The organism is Hahella ganghwensis DSM 17046 (assembly GCF_000376785.1).
Lineage (GTDB): Bacteria > Pseudomonadota > Gammaproteobacteria > Pseudomonadales > Oleiphilaceae > Hahella > Hahella ganghwensis.
This window is the reverse complement of sequence record NZ_AQXX01000113.1, coordinates 1-23,063: the sequence shown is the minus strand read 5'-3', so window position 1 is coordinate 23,063 and position 23,063 is coordinate 1. Positions and strand designations below refer to the sequence as shown.

Annotated in this window: 27 protein-coding genes; 20 read left to right on the top strand and 7 right to left on the bottom strand. The window is 48.3% G+C overall.

Annotated features, from left to right (window positions below; all coding sequences use genetic code 11):
• Positions 1–140 precede the first annotated feature (140 nt).
• From F566_RS0113280 to F566_RS0113270, 3 genes are all read right to left on the bottom strand, one after another.
• A complete protein-coding gene (locus tag F566_RS0113280) occupies positions 141–1,118 on the bottom strand; it encodes an omptin family outer membrane protease (protein WP_020407485.1) in 978 nt (325 codons plus the stop codon).
• Positions 1,119–1,323: 205 nt separating this feature from the next.
• Positions 1,324–3,741, bottom strand: a complete 2,418-nt coding sequence (locus tag F566_RS0113275; protein ID WP_020407484.1) for a hypothetical protein — start codon at positions 3,739–3,741, stop codon at positions 1,324–1,326.
• Between the two features lie 421 nt (positions 3,742–4,162).
• Positions 4,163–4,897 carry an NUDIX hydrolase gene (locus tag F566_RS0113270; protein WP_020407483.1) on the bottom strand — a complete coding sequence of 245 codons (735 nt, stop codon included), beginning with the start codon at positions 4,895–4,897 and terminating at the stop codon, positions 4,163–4,165.
• Positions 4,898–5,240: 343 nt separating this feature from the next.
• Between F566_RS0113270 and F566_RS0113265 the strand changes: the two genes are divergently transcribed.
• The 13 genes from F566_RS0113265 (at position 5,241) to F566_RS0113210 (ending at position 16,268) form a co-directional block, all read left to right on the top strand.
• Positions 5,241–6,281, top strand: coding sequence for a bifunctional nicotinamide-nucleotide adenylyltransferase/Nudix hydroxylase (locus F566_RS0113265; RefSeq protein WP_026179983.1), 1,041 nt, complete (start codon positions 5,241–5,243; stop codon positions 6,279–6,281).
• A gap of 78 nt (positions 6,282–6,359) precedes the next feature.
• Positions 6,360–7,790 carry a nicotinate phosphoribosyltransferase gene (locus F566_RS0113260; RefSeq protein ID WP_020407480.1) on the top strand — a complete coding sequence of 477 codons (1,431 nt, stop codon included), beginning with the start codon at positions 6,360–6,362 and terminating at the stop codon, positions 7,788–7,790.
• 170 nt (positions 7,791–7,960) lie between these two features.
• A complete protein-coding gene (locus tag F566_RS0113255; protein ID WP_020407479.1) occupies positions 7,961–8,575 on the top strand; it encodes a hypothetical protein in 615 nt (204 codons plus the stop codon).
• Between the two features lie 35 nt (positions 8,576–8,610).
• Positions 8,611–9,282 carry a hypothetical protein gene (locus tag F566_RS0113250; protein WP_020407478.1) on the top strand — a complete coding sequence of 224 codons (672 nt, stop codon included), beginning with the start codon at positions 8,611–8,613 and terminating at the stop codon, positions 9,280–9,282.
• Between the two features lie 15 nt (positions 9,283–9,297).
• On the top strand, positions 9,298–10,005 hold the full coding sequence (locus F566_RS0113245) for a hypothetical protein (protein ID WP_020407477.1): 708 nt from the start codon (positions 9,298–9,300) through the stop codon (positions 10,003–10,005).
• Positions 10,006–10,025: 20 nt separating this feature from the next.
• Entirely contained in the window at positions 10,026–10,541 is a 516-nt protein-coding gene (locus F566_RS0113240; protein ID WP_020407476.1) for an O-acetyl-ADP-ribose deacetylase, read from the top strand.
• A gap of 27 nt (positions 10,542–10,568) precedes the next feature.
• Positions 10,569–11,234, top strand: a complete 666-nt coding sequence (locus F566_RS0113235) for a phytanoyl-CoA dioxygenase family protein (RefSeq protein WP_020407475.1) — start codon at positions 10,569–10,571, stop codon at positions 11,232–11,234.
• A 206-nt stretch (positions 11,235–11,440) separates the two neighbouring features.
• A complete protein-coding gene (locus F566_RS0113230; RefSeq protein ID WP_020407474.1) occupies positions 11,441–11,761 on the top strand; it encodes a hypothetical protein in 321 nt (106 codons plus the stop codon).
• Positions 11,762–12,115: 354 nt separating this feature from the next.
• Positions 12,116–12,760, top strand: a complete 645-nt coding sequence (locus F566_RS34870; RefSeq protein WP_245555244.1) for a pentapeptide repeat-containing protein — start codon at positions 12,116–12,118, stop codon at positions 12,758–12,760.
• Positions 12,757–13,047: an ion channel gene (locus tag F566_RS37730; RefSeq protein ID WP_020407472.1), complete on the top strand. Its 291-nt coding sequence runs from the start codon at positions 12,757–12,759 to the stop codon at positions 13,045–13,047. Before F566_RS34870 ends, F566_RS37730 begins: the two co-directional genes overlap by 4 nt.
• Positions 13,048–13,185: 138 nt before the next feature.
• On the top strand, positions 13,186–14,070 hold the full coding sequence (locus F566_RS0113220) for an SEL1-like repeat protein (protein ID WP_020407471.1): 885 nt from the start codon (positions 13,186–13,188) through the stop codon (positions 14,068–14,070).
• A 222-nt stretch (positions 14,071–14,292) separates the two neighbouring features.
• Positions 14,293–14,934, top strand: coding sequence for a hypothetical protein (locus F566_RS0113215; protein ID WP_020407470.1), 642 nt, complete (start codon positions 14,293–14,295; stop codon positions 14,932–14,934).
• A gap of 122 nt (positions 14,935–15,056) precedes the next feature.
• The gene (locus F566_RS0113210) at positions 15,057–16,268 is read left to right on the top strand and encodes a hypothetical protein (RefSeq protein WP_020407469.1); all 1,212 of its coding nucleotides are present in this window, start codon (positions 15,057–15,059) and stop codon (positions 16,266–16,268) included.
• Between the two features lie 56 nt (positions 16,269–16,324).
• Here F566_RS0113210 and F566_RS0113205 read toward each other — a convergent pair whose 3' ends face one another.
• A complete protein-coding gene (locus F566_RS0113205; RefSeq protein WP_020407468.1) occupies positions 16,325–17,236 on the bottom strand; it encodes an EamA family transporter in 912 nt (303 codons plus the stop codon).
• An 81-nt stretch (positions 17,237–17,317) separates the two neighbouring features.
• Between F566_RS0113205 and F566_RS0113200 the strand changes: the two genes are divergently transcribed.
• On the top strand, positions 17,318–18,223 hold the full coding sequence (locus tag F566_RS0113200) for a LysR family transcriptional regulator (RefSeq protein ID WP_020407467.1): 906 nt from the start codon (positions 17,318–17,320) through the stop codon (positions 18,221–18,223).
• 37 nt (positions 18,224–18,260) lie between these two features.
• On the opposite strand, the gene F566_RS35455 is transcribed toward F566_RS0113200, so the two are convergent.
• A complete protein-coding gene (locus F566_RS35455; protein WP_157496778.1) occupies positions 18,261–18,911 on the bottom strand; it encodes a LexA family transcriptional regulator in 651 nt (216 codons plus the stop codon).
• A 77-nt stretch (positions 18,912–18,988) separates the two neighbouring features.
• On the opposite strand from F566_RS35455, the gene F566_RS0113190 reads away from it, so the two are divergent.
• Together F566_RS0113190 and F566_RS0113185 are read left to right on the top strand one after the other, a co-directional pair.
• Positions 18,989–19,243: a transcriptional regulator gene (locus tag F566_RS0113190; protein WP_020407465.1), complete on the top strand. Its 255-nt coding sequence runs from the start codon at positions 18,989–18,991 to the stop codon at positions 19,241–19,243.
• Complete coding sequence (locus tag F566_RS0113185) at positions 19,240–19,905, top strand: hypothetical protein (RefSeq protein ID WP_020407464.1); 666 nt, start codon at positions 19,240–19,242, stop codon at positions 19,903–19,905. Before F566_RS0113190 ends, F566_RS0113185 begins: the two co-directional genes overlap by 4 nt.
• Here F566_RS0113185 and F566_RS34865 read toward each other — a convergent pair.
• On the bottom strand, positions 19,897–20,355 hold the full coding sequence (locus tag F566_RS34865) for a GyrI-like domain-containing protein (protein ID WP_157496777.1): 459 nt from the start codon (positions 20,353–20,355) through the stop codon (positions 19,897–19,899). The genes F566_RS0113185 and F566_RS34865 overlap by 9 nt on opposite strands.
• Before the next feature lie 87 nt (positions 20,356–20,442).
• Entirely contained in the window at positions 20,443–20,709 is a 267-nt protein-coding gene (locus tag F566_RS35450) for a MerR family transcriptional regulator (protein ID WP_020407462.1), read from the bottom strand.
• 387 nt (positions 20,710–21,096) lie between these two features.
• Here F566_RS35450 and F566_RS0113175 point away from each other — a divergent pair, with 387 nt between their 5' ends.
• The 4 genes from F566_RS0113175 to F566_RS0113165 form a co-directional block, all read left to right on the top strand.
• Complete coding sequence (locus F566_RS0113175) at positions 21,097–21,537, top strand: VOC family protein (RefSeq protein WP_026179978.1); 441 nt, start codon at positions 21,097–21,099, stop codon at positions 21,535–21,537.
• A gap of 487 nt (positions 21,538–22,024) precedes the next feature.
• Positions 22,025–22,267 (top strand): hypothetical protein, encoded by a 243-nt coding sequence (locus F566_RS0113170; protein ID WP_020407460.1) that lies wholly within the window; start codon positions 22,025–22,027, stop codon positions 22,265–22,267.
• Between the two features lie 31 nt (positions 22,268–22,298).
• Positions 22,299–22,586, top strand: a complete 288-nt coding sequence (locus F566_RS36335; protein ID WP_083921082.1) for a helix-turn-helix domain-containing protein — start codon at positions 22,299–22,301, stop codon at positions 22,584–22,586.
• Positions 22,587–22,841: 255 nt separating this feature from the next.
• On the top strand, positions 22,842–23,063 hold a 222-nt coding region (locus tag F566_RS0113165; protein ID WP_020405679.1), incomplete at its 3' end, for an IS5/IS1182 family transposase.

Genomic DNA, 23,063 nt, shown 5'->3' with positions numbered 1-23,063 from the left:
CTTTTTTTGTAATTGTTCGTGGACTGCGACCAGACTTTACCAAAACGCCTCTCAAAATAACTGATGACTGGTTAACAAAATAAACAACGTTAATTAAACTATCTTTATACGCCTATGAGGGCTGTAAGAGGATTGGCTTTCTAGAACCGATAATTTGCACCGACACTGAACCTGGTCAACTCCCAATTCACTTCATTCAGGCGAGTAGCGCTTGTGCTACCATCAGACCCGAAAATGGTATCGATTCCGTCTTTACCTTTGAACTTTTCATATTCGACAGCGACAATGATCGAAAACTGTTTATACAGAGGATAACGATAGTTCACTCCGGCCAAGTATCCTTTCTGATCTTCAATGTTGTGCCTGAAGCTGACAGGATGAGCCAGATCCGACCGGAGGTTCCAGTTTGCCTCGGCCTCATAATCGGCCTCATGATATTCCAAACGAACAACCAGTTCGTGATGCTCAGCGAAGTTGAATACAACCTCCCCACCTAACCAGCCACCACTCCAGGATGCATCATAGGCACTATCCAGACCACTGAATGAACCTGGTGCTACCGTCGATGGCGCCTCAGAAATAATCTGAACACCATTTCTTACCCGCATGCTCTGAGAGGAATAGGTGTAGCCCAGCATGGGAGAGAGTGTCATCCATTCCGTCACAGAAAAGCGATACCCCACTGCCAGGGAGAACTTCTTCAGGTTATGGCCATAGAGTTCTGCGCGGGAGAAGCTGTAAAGATCCGTACGGTTATCAGAATTCCAGTCGCGATCCTCTGACGTGCCGTCCTCTATCAAGCCTACCCAACCACGCATTTCACCAAACGCCTGATCAAGGGGGCCACTTTCGACGAACAATCTTCCACCAAGTTCCAGAATCACGACATCATCAATATTGTAGACAAGCTCTGAGAGGACATCAGGACTACCATCGGTATCAGCGATATTCCAGTCCAACTGACCACTTCCGTAACCTACATTCAGATAGGCATCCAGATATCCTTCATAGCGAGCTTGCGCACAGGACCCGGCAGCATTGATCAGAAGAAACATCAGCAGTTGGAGATTTCTATGGCTCTTACGACCATTAAAACGATCGATCAGTTTTACAGGCACCCCATGCCCCCTTTTGAAAATCCATGGCTGTCACAGGTAAAGCCAGAAACTTCAGTAGGCTCATATAAGGTTATAGACCAATACTGACCGAAAAGAGAACTCTATTCCGGATTTCTCCTCAAGAACCTGAACAAAGGGAATAGACAACAAAAAAGGCGAGAGATACTCTCGCCTTTTTCTGATGATGGGCCAGTGAGATTCAGTATTAGGAATCCGCCGCTTCTCCACCCACAAAGCTTGGAGATCCATCTACCTCAGGAACATCGCCCAATTCATCCAGATTGACACTAACCTCTGAAGGCACCGGCGCAGCAGGTTCATTGACAACCAGAGCTCCACACCCAGCTTCGTCTTCATTCATTTTACGCTCAATATCAAGCGCCTTGACCACATATTCGCCTGCTGGCCCAATGATGGCGCCATCATTCAGATTGAACAGCGGATACCAGCGATCCGACTCCTCTCCACCGATCTGTACATGGGGAATACCATGAAGATCACCAGGGCCACTGTAGTGGAGCATAAAGGTTTGTGCTCCGACCTCTGCATAGCTGTTAGCCGATCCATCCCGATGATTTGCTTCGCTATGGGTATAGGAAAATTCGATTGGCTTGTCGAACGTCACCACCTCATTCAGGGAATCCAACAGCATGGTCGTTTTATTCCAGTCATTGGGACCGGTTTCCCAGACATAGAAAGTGCTGACCTGCTCTGCGTCGTACACTTCATATGGATCAGACAGGGTACCAGCAACCGCCGCGGTCACCATTGGTCCGCTCTGAACTCCCCAGGCATTGGGCGAACTCTCGGGAACATTATCCGGGAAGCCGACGACATTGCCGCCGGAAGTCAATGACATGGTATTAATACCTGAATTGCTGATGCTGTAATCATAGGCATCGCCCATGGTCGCGGCAGTATCAAGGTACCCACCGTCAAAGGTCGACAGATCAGACGCCGTCAGCCCTGTTTTGATACAACGATCGACACAGACAAGATCCAATGCACCACCACTGAACTCTGCTTCAGATCCATTCATGATGGTTTCTTTGTAGAAGGACAGTGCGGTGGCCCCCTGTTTGTATTGAACGCCCCCCCCCAGCTGATCGGAGTGCATAAACAGCGGATGACCAGCTTCCAGTGTGATCGCTATTGGCGTATCCAGAGTCGTGCGTTGAGGACCCTGTTCACCCCAGTTCAGGCCTGCCACTTTTTTGAATTGCCCATCGACATAACGTACCACCCATTGATCATACTGAGATTCAAACAAGGCATCATCCCAGTAATAAAAATCAATCCCTGCTGCATCACTTAAGGGTAAAGATTCAATCTCTTTCTTGATCAGCCTTCCTTCGGTTTTTACGACGGTATAATTCTCAGCGCTTCCACCCTGACCATTAGATTCGCGAACGACTGTGTCCCCTGTATCCAGAGCACCTTCATCATCGGTCCAGATTCCCCAATAACTGGCATAGCCGAAAGAATCCACATTACCGTCATTATCGCTGTCATAGCGAATCGGGAACCCACCATTCAGCCGAACTTCCTCTCCGGTGTCTTTATCAAACATGCCATAGCGCCACACAGCTTCTTTAAAGTCGTCTTTCGCCAGACACATACCATCGCTGTTACTGCCACCGTTGCGGAAAGGCAGTTCACTCAAAGAGCCTCCTTCCTGCAACAGCACATTATTACTGTTGAATGACACTGCAAATGCCATGTTTCTGTCACCCCAGCCGCTGGAATCCTCCAGAGCAGTCAATGCAACACCATCACTTCGATCATCCCGCATTACCACACTGGCTCTGGCCAGGTAAGAACCGGAAAAAGCGTCTTCTTCATACTCACCGTAGTCATAGAGTGTGAACCCGATATAGCCGTCCAGAGTTTCAACCGTTGCCAACTCTCCCCAGCCGAAGGCTTCACCATCAGGGTTCGCGGGATCTTTCATTTCCCAGTTCAGCACGAATGATCCGAATGGATCCTCATCCGTAGCTCCTGACTCAATCACGCCACGCATTTTCAGGAGCGTTGGCTCACCTTCCCCCACATCCATTTCAGGTACCCAGGCATGAACAATCACATTGCCTGTCGAAGAATCGCGGGTAGATACAATATAGGCTTCAACATAGTTGGTGGTATTTCCGCCTGCAGAGGATTGGCCACTGGATTGAGTAGAGTTGTCAGCATTACCGGATTCACACTCATCCATGTCGATTAGAGCGGTATAAGCGCCTTCTCCCACCATATCATCTGCATTCATCTGCCCGGTAAAACACAGAATCGTATTCACCAACTCAACAGGCTCAAGGGCTTCCATCCAGGTATGAGTTCTCTGTTCGGCATTCTCATAATCGGTACCGGCATCATTGAAAGCCCGGGAGATCGTCATAGATCTTGCCGTAGAATTCATTGAACGTGCCAGCTGTGCAGAAGAATCGCCACTATCATCTTCCGTGGATACGATTTCCAGCTGCTCCGGCAATGCATAAGTTGAAGCAACTGTATTTGAGCCGGAAGATCCCGAGGAGCTACCACCACCTCCACCACATGCAGTTAGAATGACACTGGAAATCGCTACCGTCAGGAGCTTTGGCTTGAATGAAGATAGATTGGTAACCATAGTTCTATGTTCCCCTCTGATCTTTAAGAAAATCGAGAAATAGGTTTATCAGGCCAGATTCTTGGCTGGTGCAGCCAATCCGGGTGTGCGCTTAATCTAGTGGTAAGTTGAGAGGTTGTCGCTGTCAGAAAACAGGCAGTTTTGGGCACCGGCAAAAACAGCCTTTACAAACGACTGTTTTTAAAGGACAAAATGATTAAGATAAAAAATGTATCAGCTTGTTCCGTTTATAAAGATGTATGAAATTCAACCAACACAAATTTTTCACGCTTACGCACAACGTTACATTAGGGCAACAAAACAAGCGCAATTTATTGTTTTTATTGATTTTTCATAAAAGTACTATCGCTATTCAAAATTCTTATAAGCAGAGACTTCCTTATCGGGAGGAAGTAACCCCGATCAACTGGACCTCATGAAGTTAGCGAGGTCCTTCCATCAGGCGGGAAAAATAATGATTTTCTCCGCGCAGTTTCGCACGGTAAAGTTTCGCGGGACGACTTGAACCAGTTTTCAACTCACCGGTGTCCTCAAGAATATCAGCGTCCGACATTCGCCGACGGAACGCCTTTTTTTCAAGTGGAGAATCCAGAAGGATTTCAAAAGTTTTCTGCAACTCGCCCAGCGTAAATTCTGCCGGCATCAGATTAACCGGCAAAGAGGTATATTGGACCTTAGCTTTCATCCTCTCGTGACAGGCTTGCAACACCCGGGCGTGATCAAAAGCCAGTTTAAAGTTATCCACATTGCTCAGGGGCACCCAGGAAATGTCTTCCGACCGGTTATCTGCACATAGCGCTAGCTGATCTCCGGCAATCAGCGCGAAGTATGCGACGGTCAGCGACCAGCCACGAGGATCACGTGATGCGTCACCGAAAGTCGCCACCTGTTCCAGGTAGGGCGAGTCCACCCCGGTTTTTTCCTTTAACTTTCGGTAAGCGGTATCAGAAAGCGTCTTGTCTTGCTTCATATCGATAAACCCGCCGGGTAATGCCCACTTTCCCTGAGCAGGATGCATCGCTCTCTTCACCAGGAGAACCTGGAGCTGCTGGTCAATGATCGTAAAAATGGCCATGTCCACTGTGGCCAGTGGCTGCTCATACTGGCGAGGATCGTAATGCTTCAGATAATCTTCTTCGGTCTTATATGTCGACATAACGGCTAAATCATCATTCCAGGAAGAATTATTTCAGAGAGGGCTTTAGTGGCGTAGCGCCACTTTATCACATTCTTGTGCCAGATTATTAACCTGCCAATACCATTTCTATTTTAATAATGCCTTGAATAACACCTATTACCCCCTGTCGTAACTATTGAAATTAGTGGTTGACACATTAGTGGCTTTAAGCCACTATTTATTCAAGCTGATTTTGCGGATGGGATTCATCTCGCCAGTCAGGAAAAGTTTCACCCCTGGGATAGCGATTCCGGGAGGTCACAGACATCACAAGAACCAGGATAGACCAGGTTCTGTTTTTTACAGCAAGGGGTTTGCTGCCATGGATAAAAAGCCATACGATTTTCTCGTCTTTATAGGACGGTTTCAGCCATTTCACAATGGGCATCTGGCCGTGATCAAAGCAGGCCTGGAACAAGCCGAACAAATGATTATTCTCTGCGGATCTGCCCATCAGCCAAGATCGGTTAGAAATCCCTGGACCGTATCTGAACGCGAAGCGATGATGAAAAATGCCCTGCCTGAAGCTCATCAACATCGCTTACATGTAGCGCCACTAATGGACATCGTTTACAACGACGAGTGCTGGGTTAGAAATGTGCAATCAACCGTCAACGGTCTGGTGACAGCACATCACGCCACACCGCACAATCCTGCCAGAATAGGATTAATTGGTCATAGTAAAGACCACAGCTCATATTATTTGAATCTGTTCCCTCAGTGGGGAGCTGTCAATGTTGATAGCTTTCGGGGAATCAGCGCCACTCCGATCCGTGAGGCTATTTTCAGCTCGAATGACATTGAGCTGGAAAATGATCTTCCGGAGAACGTCAGAGAGTGGCTGAAATCGTTTCGGACGACAGAGAGTTTTGCTGAAGTCAAAGCTGAGCATGAATTTGTCGCAAACTACAAACAGGCATGGCAAGCAGCCCCCTATTCTCCAACCTTTGTGACAGTGGATGCTGTTGTTATACAGAGCGGCCATGTCTTGATGGTGGAGCGCAAAGCCCGTCCAGGCAAAGGGTTGTTGGCATTACCGGGAGGTTTCGTTGATCAGAGTGAAAAACTGGTAGACGCCTGCCTGAGAGAACTGCGGGAGGAAACCCGCCTGAAGGTACCAGCGCCAGTACTCAAGGGCTCTATTAAGGGACAAAGGGTGTTCGATGACCCTCATCGTTCAGCACGAGGACGCACAATCACTCATGCTTTTTATATAGAACTGGAACCCAACAAGGAACTTCCCAGAGTCAAAGGCGGAGACGACGCACGGCACGCCCGCTGGGTTCCTCTGGCAGATCTGGACCCGAACCAAATATTTGAAGATCACTACTTTATTATCCAGGAAATGTCTGGATCAGTTTAACAACTGCTTTAACCGTGAGCAGAAACGGAGAGGGATAGACCCTCTCCCCAACAATCAAATGACAGGAGGATTTCCGTCATGACAAGCACAAACCGCAATATCATTTTAAACGTCGATTCCTACAAAGCATCTCACTACCTGCAATATCCACCCAATACCACGCAGGTTTCCAGTTATATTGAAGCTCGCGGCGGTCAGTTTAAAGACGCTGTTTTTTTCGGGTTACAGATGTTCATCAAGGAATACCTGACCCGCCCCATCACGAACGCCGACATCGAGGAAGCCAAAACTATCCTGCAGGCCCACGGCGTTCCCTTTAACGAAGCCGGTTGGAGATACATCGTAGAACAACACGATGGTTACCTTCCCATCGAAATTGAAGCCATACCTGAGGGAACCGTTTTACCCGTTAAAAATGCGATGGTTCAGGTCATCAATACCGATCCGAATTGCGCCTGGTTAACCAGTTATGTCGAAACGGCCCTGTTAAGAGCCGTCTGGTATCCCACTACTGTAGCAACCGTTTCCTGGAACTGTCGCCAGATAATTCAGCGTTATCTTGAAGATACCGCTGACAACAGTGAAGGCGTTGGATTCAAATTACACGATTTCGGCGCTCGTGGTGCTACAACAGAAGAAGCCGCCGCCATAGGAGGTGCTGCGCACCTGGTGAACTTCCTCGGCTCAGATACCATCAGCGGCGTTTTGGCAGCCAAACGCTATTACAATGCCGACATGGCGGGCTTCTCTATCCCTGCGGCCGAGCACAGCACCATCACCAGTTGGGGACGCGATAATGAAGCCGAAGCCTACGCCAACATGCTGGATCAGTTCAGTGGCCCAGGCAAACTGGTGGCAGTTGTGAGTGACTCTTACGATCTCTGGAACGCCATCGACAATATCTGGGGTGAAGAGTTGAAAGCCAAGGTTGAAGCAACCGGCGGTACTCTGGTCGTCCGTCCGGACAGTGGCGACCCAGTGTCCATCGTCACCGAAACCCTTGAGCGCCTGATGAGAAAGTTTGGATATCGAGTTAACAATAAAGGTTACAGGATGCTGCCGGACTGTATTCGGGTCATTCAGGGCGACGGTATCTCTCAACAAACCATTGAGGCTATTCTGGAGGCAATGAAACAGCGCAAACAGAGCGCGGATAATGTAGCGTTCGGAATGGGCGGCGAACTGCTTCAGAAAATCAACCGAGATACGATGAAGTTCGCCATGAAAGCCTCTGCAGCCAAAGTGGCGGGGCTGTGGAGAGACGTATACAAAGACCCGGTAACCGACCAGGGAAAACGCTCCAAGAAAGGCCGACTCGCAGTAGTTCGTGGAATGAACGGTGAAATTAAAACCATTCGCCGGGAAGACATTGAACAGCGTGAAAACCTTTTGACTCCCGTATTCCGAAATGGCGAGTTGCTGGAGGACTATGGATTTGAAGACGTCAGGCGAAGAGCAATCAGTACAGAACCCGAAGTGATTTTTCAGCCCCAGGTGGAATGTGTCTAATCGCAACAATGTGAAATTAACAAGCTATCTCTGCCATGCAGAGATAGCTTTTCACTACTTTATAAAAGTTTTTGACGGGTTTCGCGTCAGGTTATCGCTTATCCTTTGTTAAGCACATTTTTCGGAAAACCAGACTGATCACAATCAGCGAAGGGACGAGGGAGCACTCCATGACAGACTTTATCTACGCGTGCCAAAAAGCCAAAATCGATTCCGGTGAGCTGCAACGAATGAGCAGCATCGTCGAATATTACCTGGATTCCAGCGGAGCCATTGCACTCACACAGCAAAACGCCAATTTACACCGCTATGGCGACCAGACCATTACCGCCCAACAGAAAGAATTCATTAAAGCCGGTGACAGAAAAAGTTTCTGGTATTCCAGACGTTCGGTTGGTGATCCCATCGCAGAAGTTGCGATTCCTATCCTTGAAGATTCCGGCATCAATGGAAGAGTTGCCAACTGGCTGACAACCTTCAAAGGTGATCCTCGCAAGCTTAATCAGTTGGGTGTGGATCTGATGATTGAGCACGCCAAAGCCGTGACCTACGACCTGAGAAACTGCATTGGAAATGTCCCCGGTGTGTTAAGTCCGGAACAAGTGGCTGAGTATCATCATATTGTTTTCAAGAAACACGGTGTGGGCTCCGGCCTGCTATCTACAGATGGTTCCTGGCTTTTTGGGGGCACACTGTTTAACCTGCCTCCTGACCTATACAGGATGATCTGGTGTCACTCGTGCGATTTTCTCGGCACAGGCATCGGCAGCTCGGTTTCACCCTAGGGTCGGTAGACAATTAATTTATCTGTGGATCAGGAATGACACCTAAACAGTTATATACCTTGCCAGTTTTCATGCTGACTTTCAGCGCCTGTACTCATTCACAGGAAACAACCGTTTCTCTGGGTGATCGCACATTTTGTGTTCCAGAAACAATCGAGATCACCTCCAACCATAAAGCCACTGCCGATGCGGAAGACAAATCTCTTGGCCAGTCATTCATGGCCACCTTCGACAGTGGAACCGTGTCGTCGCAGTTATCAGAGTACGAGACGGAGGATGCGGGATATGAGTCTTTCCTGTTTGCCAAATTTACTTATGTCAGCCAGGACAAACTTAATGCACTGCTATCACCTGGCAGCTATGTGGATATTCTTAAGCTACAGGGCGAGTTCGCTGGTGCTCATGTTTCCTATAATGAGGACAGGGAGTCTTATCGGGTCAGCACTGAGGCTCCACCTGAGCAACTTTTCTGGGAATTGTTAAGTATCGAACCGGGACAATCCGCCTCTGTCCCCGAGAGGCTTGCTGATTTTCACCTTGGTAGTTGCAGTTTGTTCGGTGGGAATAGTTCCTCTTGTAATACCTCCGTGTCAGTAGCCGGTTACCATGTCAAAATCGACACGACCGAACAGAATCTCTACCTGAAGGAGGCACTGGTGACTTTCCTTTCAGAACAACTGGATTCCTGGGAAGCCAATTGCCAATGAGCAAGAGAGGCGCTGATGAATTTATCCATTAGTCGCCGTATGCTTCTCCGTAGTGCCGCGGCAATAACCGGATTGGGAGTCCTGGGAGGATGCTCTGATGAAAAGACATCCAAACCAGCCCTCGGCATCACGGTTCCTCCGTTTTCTGCAGACCATCTTCATCTACTGCTTGAGCGTCTGCTCGCTGCTTACGAAAGCAAAGGTTTCTGGGTCAGCGAGACATTGTTGCCCCCACTCACTGATGCTGAAATCAGGGAACAATGCCATTGGTTTCCCGGCAACTTAAGCCCAGAGATCATATCTCTCTATCAATGGCGTGGCGGACAGGAAAATGAAGCCTGGGAGGAGGATTACCCGTTTTGGTTTCGCGATAACACATTTACCAGCCTGGCCCGGGCAGAACAGGAATATAAAAGCATGATGGCCTCCTATGGCCAGATCGCGGAGAACCATGATCTCTTAAACGCCTCCTTCCCCATTGCCGCCTTCAACGGGGCCTGGTATGTCATACCTACCGGGAAACACGCTTTTGACAGCTCACTGCCTCGTCCTGTCATCTCTGTTCATGAAGGCGTAGAGGTTCATTTCTACAGCATTGAAACCATGGTGGCGACCTGTGTAGATTGGGTCAGCCACCCGGAATACAGCATTGATGGAACTCTGCCAAGGGAAGTTGAACTGAGTATTTGGAAGCAACATAATCCTGGGATCTTTGATTTTTAGCCAAATACAGGTTCAGAACAATGGCAGCTCTGGTTCACACCCAGCAAAGTGACATCACCAAATTAGAAATTGAGGCAATCGTTAATGCTGCAAACTCTTCGCTTTTGGGAGGAGGAGGCGTAGATGGTGCCATTCATAGAGCAGCAGGCCCGGAACTTGTTCATGAATGTCGTTTGCTGGGAGGCTGCAAAACCGGCGACGCAAAGCTCACCAAAGGTTATCAGCTACCGGCAGAGTATATTATTCACACTGTAGGTCCTGTTTGGCGCGGCGGCACGATTGGTGAACCCGAGTTATTGGCTTCCTGCTACAGACGATCACTGGAAATAGCTGCCAGCGTCAATGTACGAAGTATTGCGTTTCCCTCTATCAGCACTGGGATATATGGCTACCCTATTGAAATGGCAGCAAAAATCGCCGTTGATACAGTTCATGATTTTCTGTCTGGGAACGAACAATTTCACGAGATAATATTCTGCTGTTTCTCTGTCAAAGACCTCAACGTCTACCAAAGTCTGCTTGAGAATAATGATTAGCAGCCCCTCTCAAAGAGATCCAATGCTGTGCCCTTTAATGAAGATGGCTTTGAAAGCCTGAAAGACTGCATTCCAGAGCAATCTATCGTTGCTATAAAGAAAGACATATCGGAGAAGTTCATTGCCCCCTGTAGAGGGGGTATCCGAAATGCCGAAAAACATTTTCCCACTCTTAACGCTCTGATTAACTCTTCCCATATTATTCAGCTTGCGAATCAATATCTAACCGGACAGCCGTCTGTCGTGCGCACTATTTTGTTTGACAAAACACCAGAAAACAATTGGTTGGTCAGTTGGCATCAGGACAAGACCGTTGCCGTATCCGCGCCCTTTGAGCAGGATGGTTGGGGGCCATGGAGTATAAAAGACGGTGTGCATCACGTTCAGGCACCGGTAGCGGCTCTGGATCGCATGGTCACCCTACGAATTCATTTAGACCCTGCAGATGAATCAACCGGCTGCCTTAAAGTCATACCTGGCAGCCACCGTTTAGGCGTCCTGACACAGCATGAAATCGACATTCAGCGTCAGCAGTGTCAACCCGTGACATGTCATGCCTCTGCGGGCTCAATACTCGTCATGCGTCCACATTTGCTACACGCCTCGAGTAAAGCCAGCCATCCCAGCAGCAGAAAAGTTATCCATGTTGAGTATAGCGATTACAGCCTACCAAAAGGCGTCTCCTGGGCTTAAAGAGCAGCAATACCAATCGATAGGATCAGGGGCCTGATTGTCCGCGTTATCAGAGAGCTTTTTTGTCCTCAGATCTCATGTCTTCAGAACTAGCGACACGACAGCTGTCTTGTATACTTTTTACTACACAATGGTGGTTTCATTTTGACTCCCACACCGATATATTTGGGATAATATTCCCATTAAATTATTTTCAAGAGTTTTAGATGAAAAAAATATTCAGCCCTTTTCTGATAATCACCATCTGCCTTTTTCTATCACCGGGTGTGACCTTCGCCAAAGGCGATAAGCAGGATGAGAAATCCTTACCTCCCGGCTTGGAAAAGCAGCAGTCCCGTGGCAAAACCCTTCCTCCTGGATGGCAAAAGAAACTGCAGAAGGGCGAAACTCTGGATCACGATGTCTATGATCAATGTGAAGTTGTTCACAGAGACGGGAATGCCGGCACTGTCACCATTGAAACCGCTGACAAGACCATCATTTTGATTGAGAAAACTCTGGAGATCATCGACATTCTGGAAAATTAATAATCTGACGCAGAATGAAGATGCTGTTTAAAAGAATCCCGGCTTAAGCCGGGATTGCGCTATACGGGAAGACTTAGCAAAGGAAAGCGCGAAGGGGAAAACCGCCAGTGTAGACTGTGAAGAACCTTCAGTAAGACGAAATCACCTGACAATTCTTCACAGCTTCCACCTCACTATGACTATCAAAGACTGGGAAAAGTTCCCCTCTTTAACTTCATTTCCACGACTCTCCACACCACTTTCTAAGAATAGAGATCTTCGCCTCCCTGCCAAGTGATTTATCCCACAAGTAAAAGATGAACTATTCTCAATACGGGGAAACTGCTCTGTATGCAAAGGGCATGGGGGTTCATCTTGTCAGACGACAGCGATTCAGACGAAATGGTGATAAGTGAAGCAATGTGGCAATCCGGAGATTGCCGCACAATGGCCAACCTGTGCCACGCACTGGAGCAAAGAGCCCGAACAGGCGCCCCTATGGAAAGGTTCAATCTCAGCCGTAGCAACCTGGAAGGCGTCAACCTTGTAAAAGCCAATGCCAAAGACGGATACAAGTTACTTCACGCTGATCTATATCGCGCCAATCTGAAGAATGCCCATTGCTTTATGCTGGATTTTTCCGGCAGCTCCCTCATGAAAGCAGATCTGGAGAATGCCAACCTGCACTATGCCAACCTTGAAGGCTGCAACCTTCTGGGTACCAAATTCAAGAACGCCAAAATTGAACAGGTGAACTGGGGAGAGGAAATTCTGCAGGAATCCCAGGCAAGAAAAGCAACATCCCGGGAACAGATGCTGGACCTTTATCAACAGGCGGAGGAAATATACCGACATCTGCGCAAGGTCTGTGAAGATCAGGGGCTGTTTGAAAATGCCGGTCGCTTTTTCCAAAGAGAGATGATCATGCGCCGCATGCAACTCCCTCTATTTTCGTTTAAACGCATTATTTCCAAAACGGTGGATCTGTTCTGTGGGTATGGGGAACAACCTTTAGAGTGATCGTATTCTCTCTTTTGGTCATTCTGACCTTTGCCACTCTGTATTTTTTTGCGGGCCTTTCGTTCAGTGGCGAATCACTAGGATTCGAGGCAGGCCTGCCACTGACGGATAACATTCAGGCTTTTTTCAGCAGCCTCTATTTCAGCGTAGTCACTTTCACGACGTTAGGTTACGGGGATTTGGCTCCTATTGGCATCGCCAGAGGGTTTGCAGCCCTGGAAGCCTTTATCGGCAGCTTTACCCTGGCCCTGTTTGTGGTGGTCTTTGTGAAAAAAATGACTCGTTGATTTACCGAATCGAGGCTAACCGTTCTAAAAATTTACAGTTAATCACCTACCAGTAGATCTCCTCTTCCCTCAGGGGTAATATTCCCGGGCCTGTTTATATCGAACTTTTAAGAGAAATAAAAAACCTCTGGAGAATCCATGTCACCTGCGGTAAAAGTGCTCATCCTGATATTCATCTGTTTCGGTTTTGTTGGGTGCACCACAACCAAGACCGGCAAAGCGCTCGAAATGCTGGAATCCGAGGGAGAATTCAAAGCTCTACCGGTTTTTGAAGAAGCGGCTTTAGAAGGAAGTACTACGGCTGCCATTATGGCAAGCTTTCTGTACCTGACAGACCACCAGATCCCTATCAATATTGATAAAGCCAAACACTATTATCACTTGGCATTATCCGGGGACAGAGGTCAGCAGCAGTATCTGGATTACTATATACCGCAAGTCAAAACCCGCATTATGCTGATGGATGATAATTCCGAGAATGACGGTTCTGCCACGGATATACTCAGAGGCCGCCGCTATTCAGAATACCCGTCCTCACTGCGCCTACTCGCATTGACCTATAGCTTTGGAAAAGGAGTTGAGAAAAGTCTGGCAACATCCAAGCGACTTTTCGAAAGAGCTATCGAGCTGGACAATACCCCCGACTCTAACCACATGTTTGCCTGGTGGTTGGCTGTTCACCCCGACGAACAGTTCCGAGACAGTCAACGGGCGCTGGACTTATTACCTGTAATCGAAGCTGAGGCAAAAGAACAGAGCCTGGTAATGGTTTGGGATACCCAAGCAGCAGTGTATGCTGCAAATGGCAGATACAAAGAGGCTATTGAGTATCAAAGCAAAGCCTTGCAAAAGCTCCGAGAGGATTCTGCTCAAATTCCCCGTTACAAAGAGCTCATTCCAACACTGCAGTGCCGACTGAGAGTCTACCAGGAACATAGTCCCTGGTTTTATGAATGGGGAAGCTCGCCATTTAATCGGTTCAATTTCCACCGTTGTCGTAATGAGAAGGCCACTACAATCTGATCCCAGTATCACTGAATCTCCGCACCGGTAAATCACTGCCTCTGCAAAGGGGCGGTGATGCAAATCCTGGCCGCCAGAACAGCTGCCATCCACTCTAACTCCCGCCTTTTCGGGCCTGCTACCTCACTTTTTCACACCTTGATGATTTAGGCATGTGATTTGCTGTGATCAACTCCAGGTAGTTCCAATGCCAACATCACAGCCCCAAAGGAATGACTCACGATGATTTCAATCAGCGATACCACCCTTAATCTTCTACATAACCGGCATAATGGAGTATCAGGCACAGCGAACACAGACGCGGTTCAAACAGGTGCGGCCACGGATAATGCCAACAACGCTGAATCCAGTATCAGCACGCGGGCAGAAAAACTGGCGCAATTGAACAAGGAATTCAATATTACCTCCTCGGGCTTTCGTGTCAGCCAGACCTTTATCACCCGGCTAACAGAGTTGGGCTTTCTCTCATCAGAAGAGGCCGAAAAGCTCAGCGGAAACCTTGCTTCAAGCAACCCTGTTGAGCAAACCACCCAAAGCGTTGAAGAACTTCAGGAGTCCCTGCAGTCGCTGTTCGACAGGCTCGCAGATGAGGAAAACAGTGGGCTGAAAACGCTGATTGGAAGTTCAATGGAGATCCTGGAAAATCTTGATAATCCTAATGCTCAAGGAAGCGATCTTACTGAATCTTCCATCATTGCGGCCCTGGACTTTCACCTCAATAGCAGTGAGATAAGTTTCTCTGGAAAGGATCGCCAAACCCTGGAAGACCTGCAGACAGTTCTGTCCATTACAGAAAAACTAGGCCAGGAGAACCACTCTTCATCGAAAGTGAATCAATATCTTAAGATCATGAACGGTTTTTGAACCAATCTACCTTTTTTCTCTCTTTCTTCCATTATTCACGCCAAATACCTGATGTTATTGGAGAAAATGTAACAAAACGTCTATTCTCCTTTCATTGAAAAGAAATGTAGGGAGTGAGTGCAATGGGGGAGTCATCACCAACTTATAAAGTGGTGAGTAGCGGGGAAATGAACCCGGGCTTTGATCCGGACAACGTCATCGAGTCGTGCGCCAAGCTGTTTAAAACCACACCGGAGAAAGCAAAAGCTCTGTTGAATAAACCGCGTGTACTTAAGAAAGGGCTCGACCTGGAAACTGCCCGGGCCTATGTGCAAAAGCTGGAAGGCATCGGCCTGGTTGTCACAGTCAAAGAACAAAAAGCGGAACCGGTTAAAGCTCCTTTAACGTTGGCATTGGAGCCAACGGAAGAAGAGCTGAACGCCCCTCAGGAAAAACCCGGCTCCCCCGAGCAAAGTACAAACACCGTTACCTGCCCCAAATGCCAGTTGGTACAGGAAATGGCCGAGCAGTGTGCCGGTTGTGGCGTCTATCTGCATAAAGTTCTGGCAGCCTCTGCAGAGCCTACTGCCCCGCCTCCCGATCTAAAAACACCATCCAGACCCGGTGCGAATATTACTAACAGTGCCCCGGGTAAAACATTTACATCCAACGATAGTGCAGATGAAACTTCCGATGAACCGGCACCGTTTAATCTTAAAGCACTGGCAGCTGCGGCAGGTGCGGCCCTTCTGGGCGCATTACTGTGGAAGTTCATTGCCGTGGCATTTGGTTATGAATTCGGCCTGATCGCCTGGTTGATTGGAGGCGCCATAGGCTATGCCGCCATCGCCCTTGGCGGTCAGGGGCAGAATATGGGAATTGCCTGTGGTGTCCTGGCAGTTGCGGCCATTTTTGGTGGTAAATACATGGCCACCCAAAGCCTTCAATCCCAATGGTTCGAGATTTTAACGGAAGCCGGGGAGTTTGACACAGAAGAATTCCGGCCCATCTATGATGGAATAATGGAAGCGGCCGTTCTTTACCAGTCTGAAGTTCATGACGATGAGACCCTGAGACAATTCATGGTGGATTATGGATACAGTGAGTCCATGGATACAGGAGATGTCACTTATGAGGAAATCACCGAATTCCGAGAATACTATGAGCCGGAACTTCAGAAAATGGCATTGGAACAACCCGGCTTTGAAGAATGGGTGAAGAGTAGTTTTGAGCAGGAAATAAAAGACCTTTCCACTTGGGATCTCATGCAGGAAGACTTCGGACTTATAGATATGCTCTTCCTGCTTTTTGGTGTTGGTACTGCCTATAGACTGGGTTGTGGTTTAAGGTCCTGAGAAACCACCTTGTTGTGATGACCTGCGTGAATGAAGCAGGTCATCACAGAAGCGCATCATGGATTTGACCGCACAACGACCTTCATCCCAAACAATCGCAATATTCGTTGATAAGCCGGGCCAAATCGCACCACACACAATCCCAGCCCAAGAACAGTGACCAGAGCTCCCACCCATTGAGTTGCTGTCAGCACTTCCCCCAGCCACCAACTGGATACCAGTATGCCAATCAATGGTATTAGCAAAGCAAATGGCGTCACCTGGATCGCCGCATACTGACTCAGCAATTTTCCCCAGAGCGCATATGCCAGCAGGGTCGAAATAAAGGATACATAGAATATACTTCCCCATCCGGACACCGACATCTGTCCGAACATCGCCGGCAGGTCCGGTGACTCGAATACATAAGACAGTAGCAGCAGAGGGAGAGGGGGGATAGCGCAGACCCATACCATAAAGCCAAGCTGGTTAACCTTCCCCATTCGCCTCATGATCAGATTGGCAGTAGCCCAGCACATGGCGGCCAGCAATATCATGGCACTTCCGGTCCAGGTGCCGGCAGCCCCGTTATCCATCGCAAACAAGAGCAATCCGCAGGCGCCTGCAAAAATACCGCCCCACTGAATGGGCGACACCTGCTCCCTTAACACCACGAGACAAAGAATCACCGTAAAGAACACCTGACTCTGCAGTAACAGCGAAGACACACCCGCACCAACACCAAGACTCATCCCGCCAAACAACAGCGAGAACTTGGCAATTCCCAGAATGACGCCAACGCCGATCAAGCTACGAATCTGGTGACGGGGAAAGGGAAAAAACCAGACAGCGACCAGAGCAACAGCAGCAAACCTCATGGCAGAGAAAAACAGCGGCGGCATTTCCTCCAGGCCAATCTTGATGACAGAGAAATTGGTCCCCCAGATAACACAGACCAACAATGCCGCAATAACGTGCTTTACAGCCATGACTCGACTCCGATGAATTGAATCTGGACATTGTGATGACCAACAGTATCATCTAACAAACAAATATTTTGGATAGACACTATGAATTTCATAGATATTAGAAAAATCGACTACAACCTGGCGGTGGTTTTTCTCGCAATATGGAAGGAGCGAAGTGTCAGCAAAGCGGCAGATAAACTGGCCCTCAGCCAGTCAGCTACCAGCGCCGCACTGACCCGGTTAAGAGATCTGTGCCAGGATCCCCTGTTTATCCGTATTCGAGGAGGGATGGAACCCACATCCAGAGCTGAATCCATTCAACCGGCCCTCGAGCAAAGCATTACTTTGCTGCACCAGAGCATGACACTAGCGATCGAGTTTGATCCCAAGCAGTCAGACAGACAGTTTTTTATCGGCATGTCAGATGACTTCGAGTTGGCTCTCGCGCCAGCACTGTCAAAATTCGTCGCGCAGCAGGCACCCGGAATATCACTCATCTATAGTCAAACAAACCGTCATCGCGTGGAACAAATGCTGGAGTCCGGCCAAATTGAACTGGCGGTTATAGCAGGAGAGATGTCACGACCGTGGATAGATGAAACTTTGCTGGGGGAATCCGGCTATTCATGCGTATTTAACCGACGCAAGTGGCGTATCCAGGCACCGCTGGATCTTGAGGAATTTTTACGACTACCACACATCAGGGTCAGTTATTCCGGCACATCCGGAGAAGTGGACATCCATCTGAAGGCACTGGAGCGGTCCCGCCATGTGCACACATCCCTGACCCACTTTTCTTCGCTACCGCATTTTTTGAATGAAATTCCCAGTATTTCGACCATTCCGGATCACGCAGCCAGAGTTCTGTGTAAAAATTCGGACCTGGAACAATGTCCTGTTCCTTTTGATATGGGTCGTTACAGTGTCAGAGTTTTGCGCCGTAAAACCCAACGGGCGGATCCCGGGTTGAACTGGCTCATTCGACTTCTCTGCAGTTGCGGCCTCTGATCGGGCCCAGAGCTCTTTTGCATGTGAACGCTTCGAATTATCCGTTTCTGTACACGACACCAATGATGCTGTGGAGAATTTCAATGTCATCCAGAGATCTGACCATGCGGGATTGCTTGGAAAGCAAAGGTTCCAATACCACCTCCTTTTCTCCCTGGCTGACCAGTGTCAGCACCATGGCTTCTCCGGAATGGTAGCGAATATAGACATGGCTACCCGGAGCAGGCTCCTGCTCAGGATTGATCAATAGCACATCGCCTTCGTACATACGTGGCGATAATTCTGCCCCCTTTACAACCAGAGCGTAGCAACCGGCAGGTATAGTCACAGACCCCTGAGACTTTAAGGCGCGCTCATCCGGACCTGAGAATACATCGCCGATGACCGGCACCGCCTGAGCCTGGGTCTGGTAGATGCCTGCTGCCTCCTGCACTTCCATAGGCCCCACATCAAACTGCAACCAGGCCGGGCTGACCGACAACGTTTGCGCCATCACTTCCAGCTGTTCCAGGCTGGGCCTGCGGCGTCCCGCCAGATAATGCCCCACAGCCCCACGCGTACAGCCCAGGGCTCTGGCAAGGTCATTCTGGGTAACTCCGGTCGCCTGCATGCGTTCCCGGATTCTTTCAATCCATATCATGTTCATGGTGCTAAATGATACGGTTTGTATCACTTCTTGCAATGACACATTTCGTATCTTAAGCTACGCAACAAGGATACTATTTGTACCATCAGCTACGATAAAAATGTGAGCAGGACCCCTCCATGAAGCTGGCAGAATATATTCAGACATTTACCCGCAGTGAGCGGATGCGTGTTCGCAGGGAGCTGGCTAAACGACATGGCGTCAGTGAAGTGTCAGTCAGAGCCTGGGCTAACGGCATCCGCAGACATCCCTGCACTCTCGAAGCCGTTATAACGACCGAAAAAGCCACAGGCGGTAAGGTTACCCGTTACGATCTACGTCCTGATATTTTTGGCGAACGCAACAAGGACGAGCACGGAGCAGTATCACAATGACTATCTGTCTTCCCCCGCAAGACCCGGACCGGACACAAAAAACAACTCCGATCTCCAGTAACAGCACCGATAGCTATCTGTTGTATGACACCAAAGTCAGGGGATCTATCGGCAATACATTGCTCATGCCGCTTTCATGTACCGGGTATGTGGCGCTGACCTTACCTACAGATACAGCCTATCGGGATACTACCTGGTTCCTGGTATTTGCAGCACTGATGTTTCTGGTGGGATCAATATACGCCGTCGCATCGCGCAGAGCTTTCTATCCAGACACCGATATGGTGATGATTACCACCACCGGCCTTCTCGCCAGTCTAATAGCCTTGCTGGGAGCCTGGAATCATGCATCGCTGATCCCTTTACTGATACTTTACCTGTTCTGGGTTTATAACCTCTCCGGCCTGGCGTTGCAGACCGCCGGTTTTCTCAGTCTGATTGCCATTGTTCTGGGCCTGGGAATCGGTGCCATGTACCACGGCGATATTATCGATATTGTCAGTGATGCCGTCATCACGCTGACGGCAAACTGGATGGCGGTCCTGACGGTAAAGCATAATCAGGAGCAATTGGAAAACCACCTGAGATTCATAAAACAGGGTACCGCGAGATCTTCTGACCATCCGCCATCTTATCCCAGAGATATCGAAGGCTCAGGCTAGGGATATATAAATATCCACTTCGGATTGCGGGTTATCAGGGCCTCGAAAGCGATGATCATATCGTTCAAAGTCGACTTTTCCGTCGTGCTCCAGACCATTATCAGGCAGCACTTGTGTATTGACGACCCGAAATGTGTTGGCAATTTCCATGACCGGGCCAGTATGAGTGACGACCACATAACGATGCGCCGCAATATCTACAGACACCATCCCTTCAGGTATCGACGACCCTGGCTTTACCTCCACGCCTGCCACATAACGAAAATCCCCTTCCTCTGCTGGCAGGCACAAGCCGTAGGAGACTCCTCTTTCCACGACGTCGTCTATTTCACACTCCCTCGGCAAATAGCGGCCCCATAATGCAGGAATAGAGTCATTTTCATCTCTGCTGTGGTATACCATTCCCACGATAGTAAAAGCCGGACGTTCTATGATTTTATGTTTTAGCATTGATTGATTCTCCCTGGTTTGCTGCCATAAATAGCTATGGATTTCCGTCAGTGCCCGCTGCATGTTTGCCATATCACTGGCCAGTTGTCAGGCATGTTCCTCCAGAATCGAACGCATCCCGCCAGCACTTTCAATCTTTCTGGCATTGCTGAGCGACTTAATGGAATCCAGGGACACCCCCAGACTTCTCAGCCACAATATGTTCTCCAACGTCGCCAGTTGTTTCTGTTCGTAATAGCGGTACCCGTTATCACGCCCATAACAAACCGGCCGAAAAACACCTATCGCTTCATAATGACGAAGCGTTTTAGTAGAAATCCCGAAAAGCCGGGCCACTTGTCCAATGGTCAGCATTTGGATTCCTGTGCTTTATTACGTTGGCACATGGTTGTGCATCCTGAATAAACAGTTGATGAATGAATCGTTGGCACTGATACCAGCATGAAGGTTGCCCCAGGGGAAAGGTCAAGAATCTCTGTTCATCAATGAAAATGCCACAGAAATCTGCCTTGGGAGAATCGACAACAAGCTCCTAAATGCTCTTTCCAGAATTATTTAACAATTTTTAAATGATTATCTGTCGATATTATTAAAACCCAATCGACAAACTCATGAGAGGCAGGATTAAACTTTTTCCGCCAGAAGGATTCCAGCAGATAGTTGCTTCAACAGTCTGCCAGGAACGCGACTGAATCAAATAAATCATGCCTCATGACAAATATCCTGGAAGGAGACCAATCCATGAAACTTAATTCGTATCTGATTTTTAACGGCCAATGCAGAGAGGCCTTCACATTTTACGCAGAGGTCTTAAACGGCACAATTGACGGCATGATGGCGTATGCAGAAGCTCCACCAGAACCGGATAGTGAACAAAGCGACGAAGGGTGCGGCGGAGATATGACCGGGCATGAAGATTTGATCATGCATGCTTGCCTGGATCTGGGAGGGGAGAAGCTAATGGCCTCCGATGTCTCTCCGGAGAATTTCCAGAAACCCCAGGGCATGCATGTCGCCATTCAGGCGGATAGTATTGAAGAGGCCGAGCGTATTTACGCCGCCATGAGTCAAGGGGCTGAGATCATGATGCCGCTCGGCGAAACCTTCTGGGCAAAACGCTTTGCCATGTTCACCGACCGCTTTGGCATTCCCTGGATGATCAATTACGATAAAGAAATGTAGCCAGAAACTCCGTCTCAAGAGTTTTCTCGGCTCTCAGGTTTTATCTCCATTCCAATTTAGAAATGTTTGCTGTGAGCAAAAATATATTTGCTCACAGCAAACATTCATGTATTATAACCAGCGACTGGATGCAATCATCCAGACGTTCTTTAACAGACTCATCCTCAGAAAATTGGTGTACCAGACACTGACCTACGCCTTTTGGTTTGGTCGATGCTTATTGTTGTTTAAATAGCATCTTGCCGGATGCACATAAGCCGCTGCACTTCTGCGCCAATCGTTAGCTGCAATGCGTATCGCTGCTATGTACTTAGCAGTAGTACGAGTGCCAGCATGCGACGAGCAACGGGTAAAAACAACGGGTTTAAATTCGGTTTATATCAAAGGGTTCGCGGGTTCCGCTGTGTTTCTTTCGGTCTCCAATTGTGTTGACAACGGGTGCAATTGCGCACCGATTGAAACCAGTCTACTTACGAGGATATTAGACATGAAAAATGTTGAGTCTTATGAGAGGTTGCTTGAAACGCTTCTGGCGATGAAGGTGGCATTACGTGATACAGCGGAACCCAATATTAACCGTGAGTTGGATAAAGCTATAGCGGAACTCCAGCACATTATCGAAGCTAACGAGAATAGTGAAGCGTCCCATGCGAAAGCACTGGAATTGCTAGGCAAGTTTTTAAATAACTTACCCAGTATAGTGAAGCTGATTGAGTTGCTTTGTGGATAATATAGCGAACCCTTAATTTTTAGGTGGTTTTATGAATTTAGGCGGCACAATCAAACAATGCCGAAAAATTAGAAAATTAACATTAGCCCAGTTATCGGTAAGTTCCGGTATTTCTGTATCCCATCTTTGTTTGCTGGAACGAAACAAGCGAGAGCCAAGTATTGGTGCAGTGGAGTCTATTGCAAACGCACTCGGCTTACCTTTAAGTGTATTAGTATTCCTAGCTGCACAAGATGGTGAAATAACAGACCTGAATTCTTCTTACATAGACTCATTATCAAACAACATTATGGATTTGATGAGCAATGCAAAGGGATAGATACCCAATAATCAAAATCCCTCCTCTTTCCAATACCAGCTCACTAGCGTCCATACTATCAATCAGCGAAGATGAGCTGCGCTACCTAACTGAAAATATTGATAAATATTATAAACCGGGAAAAAAATTACAAAAAAAGAACGGTGACCCAAGACCTACACACGATGCAAAGCCAATACTAAAACTAGGGAGGCTCTGAATAACTCCCCAAATCAGTCATAATACGGCCAACTTCACTCATCAGGAATACTATCCATGGATCAGATGACTTTCTCCGAAGCTGAATACCAGAATAAGAAGCGTAAGACCCGCCGGGAAATCTTTCTGGAGCGAATGGATAAGCTGATCCCATGGAAACGCATGGAAAAGAAGATCGCCCGCTATTACCCCAAGGGCGAGAACGGCCGCCCTCCGTATCCGTTATCCACCATGCTTCGTGTCCACTGCATGCAGCTATTTTATAACCTCAGCGATCCT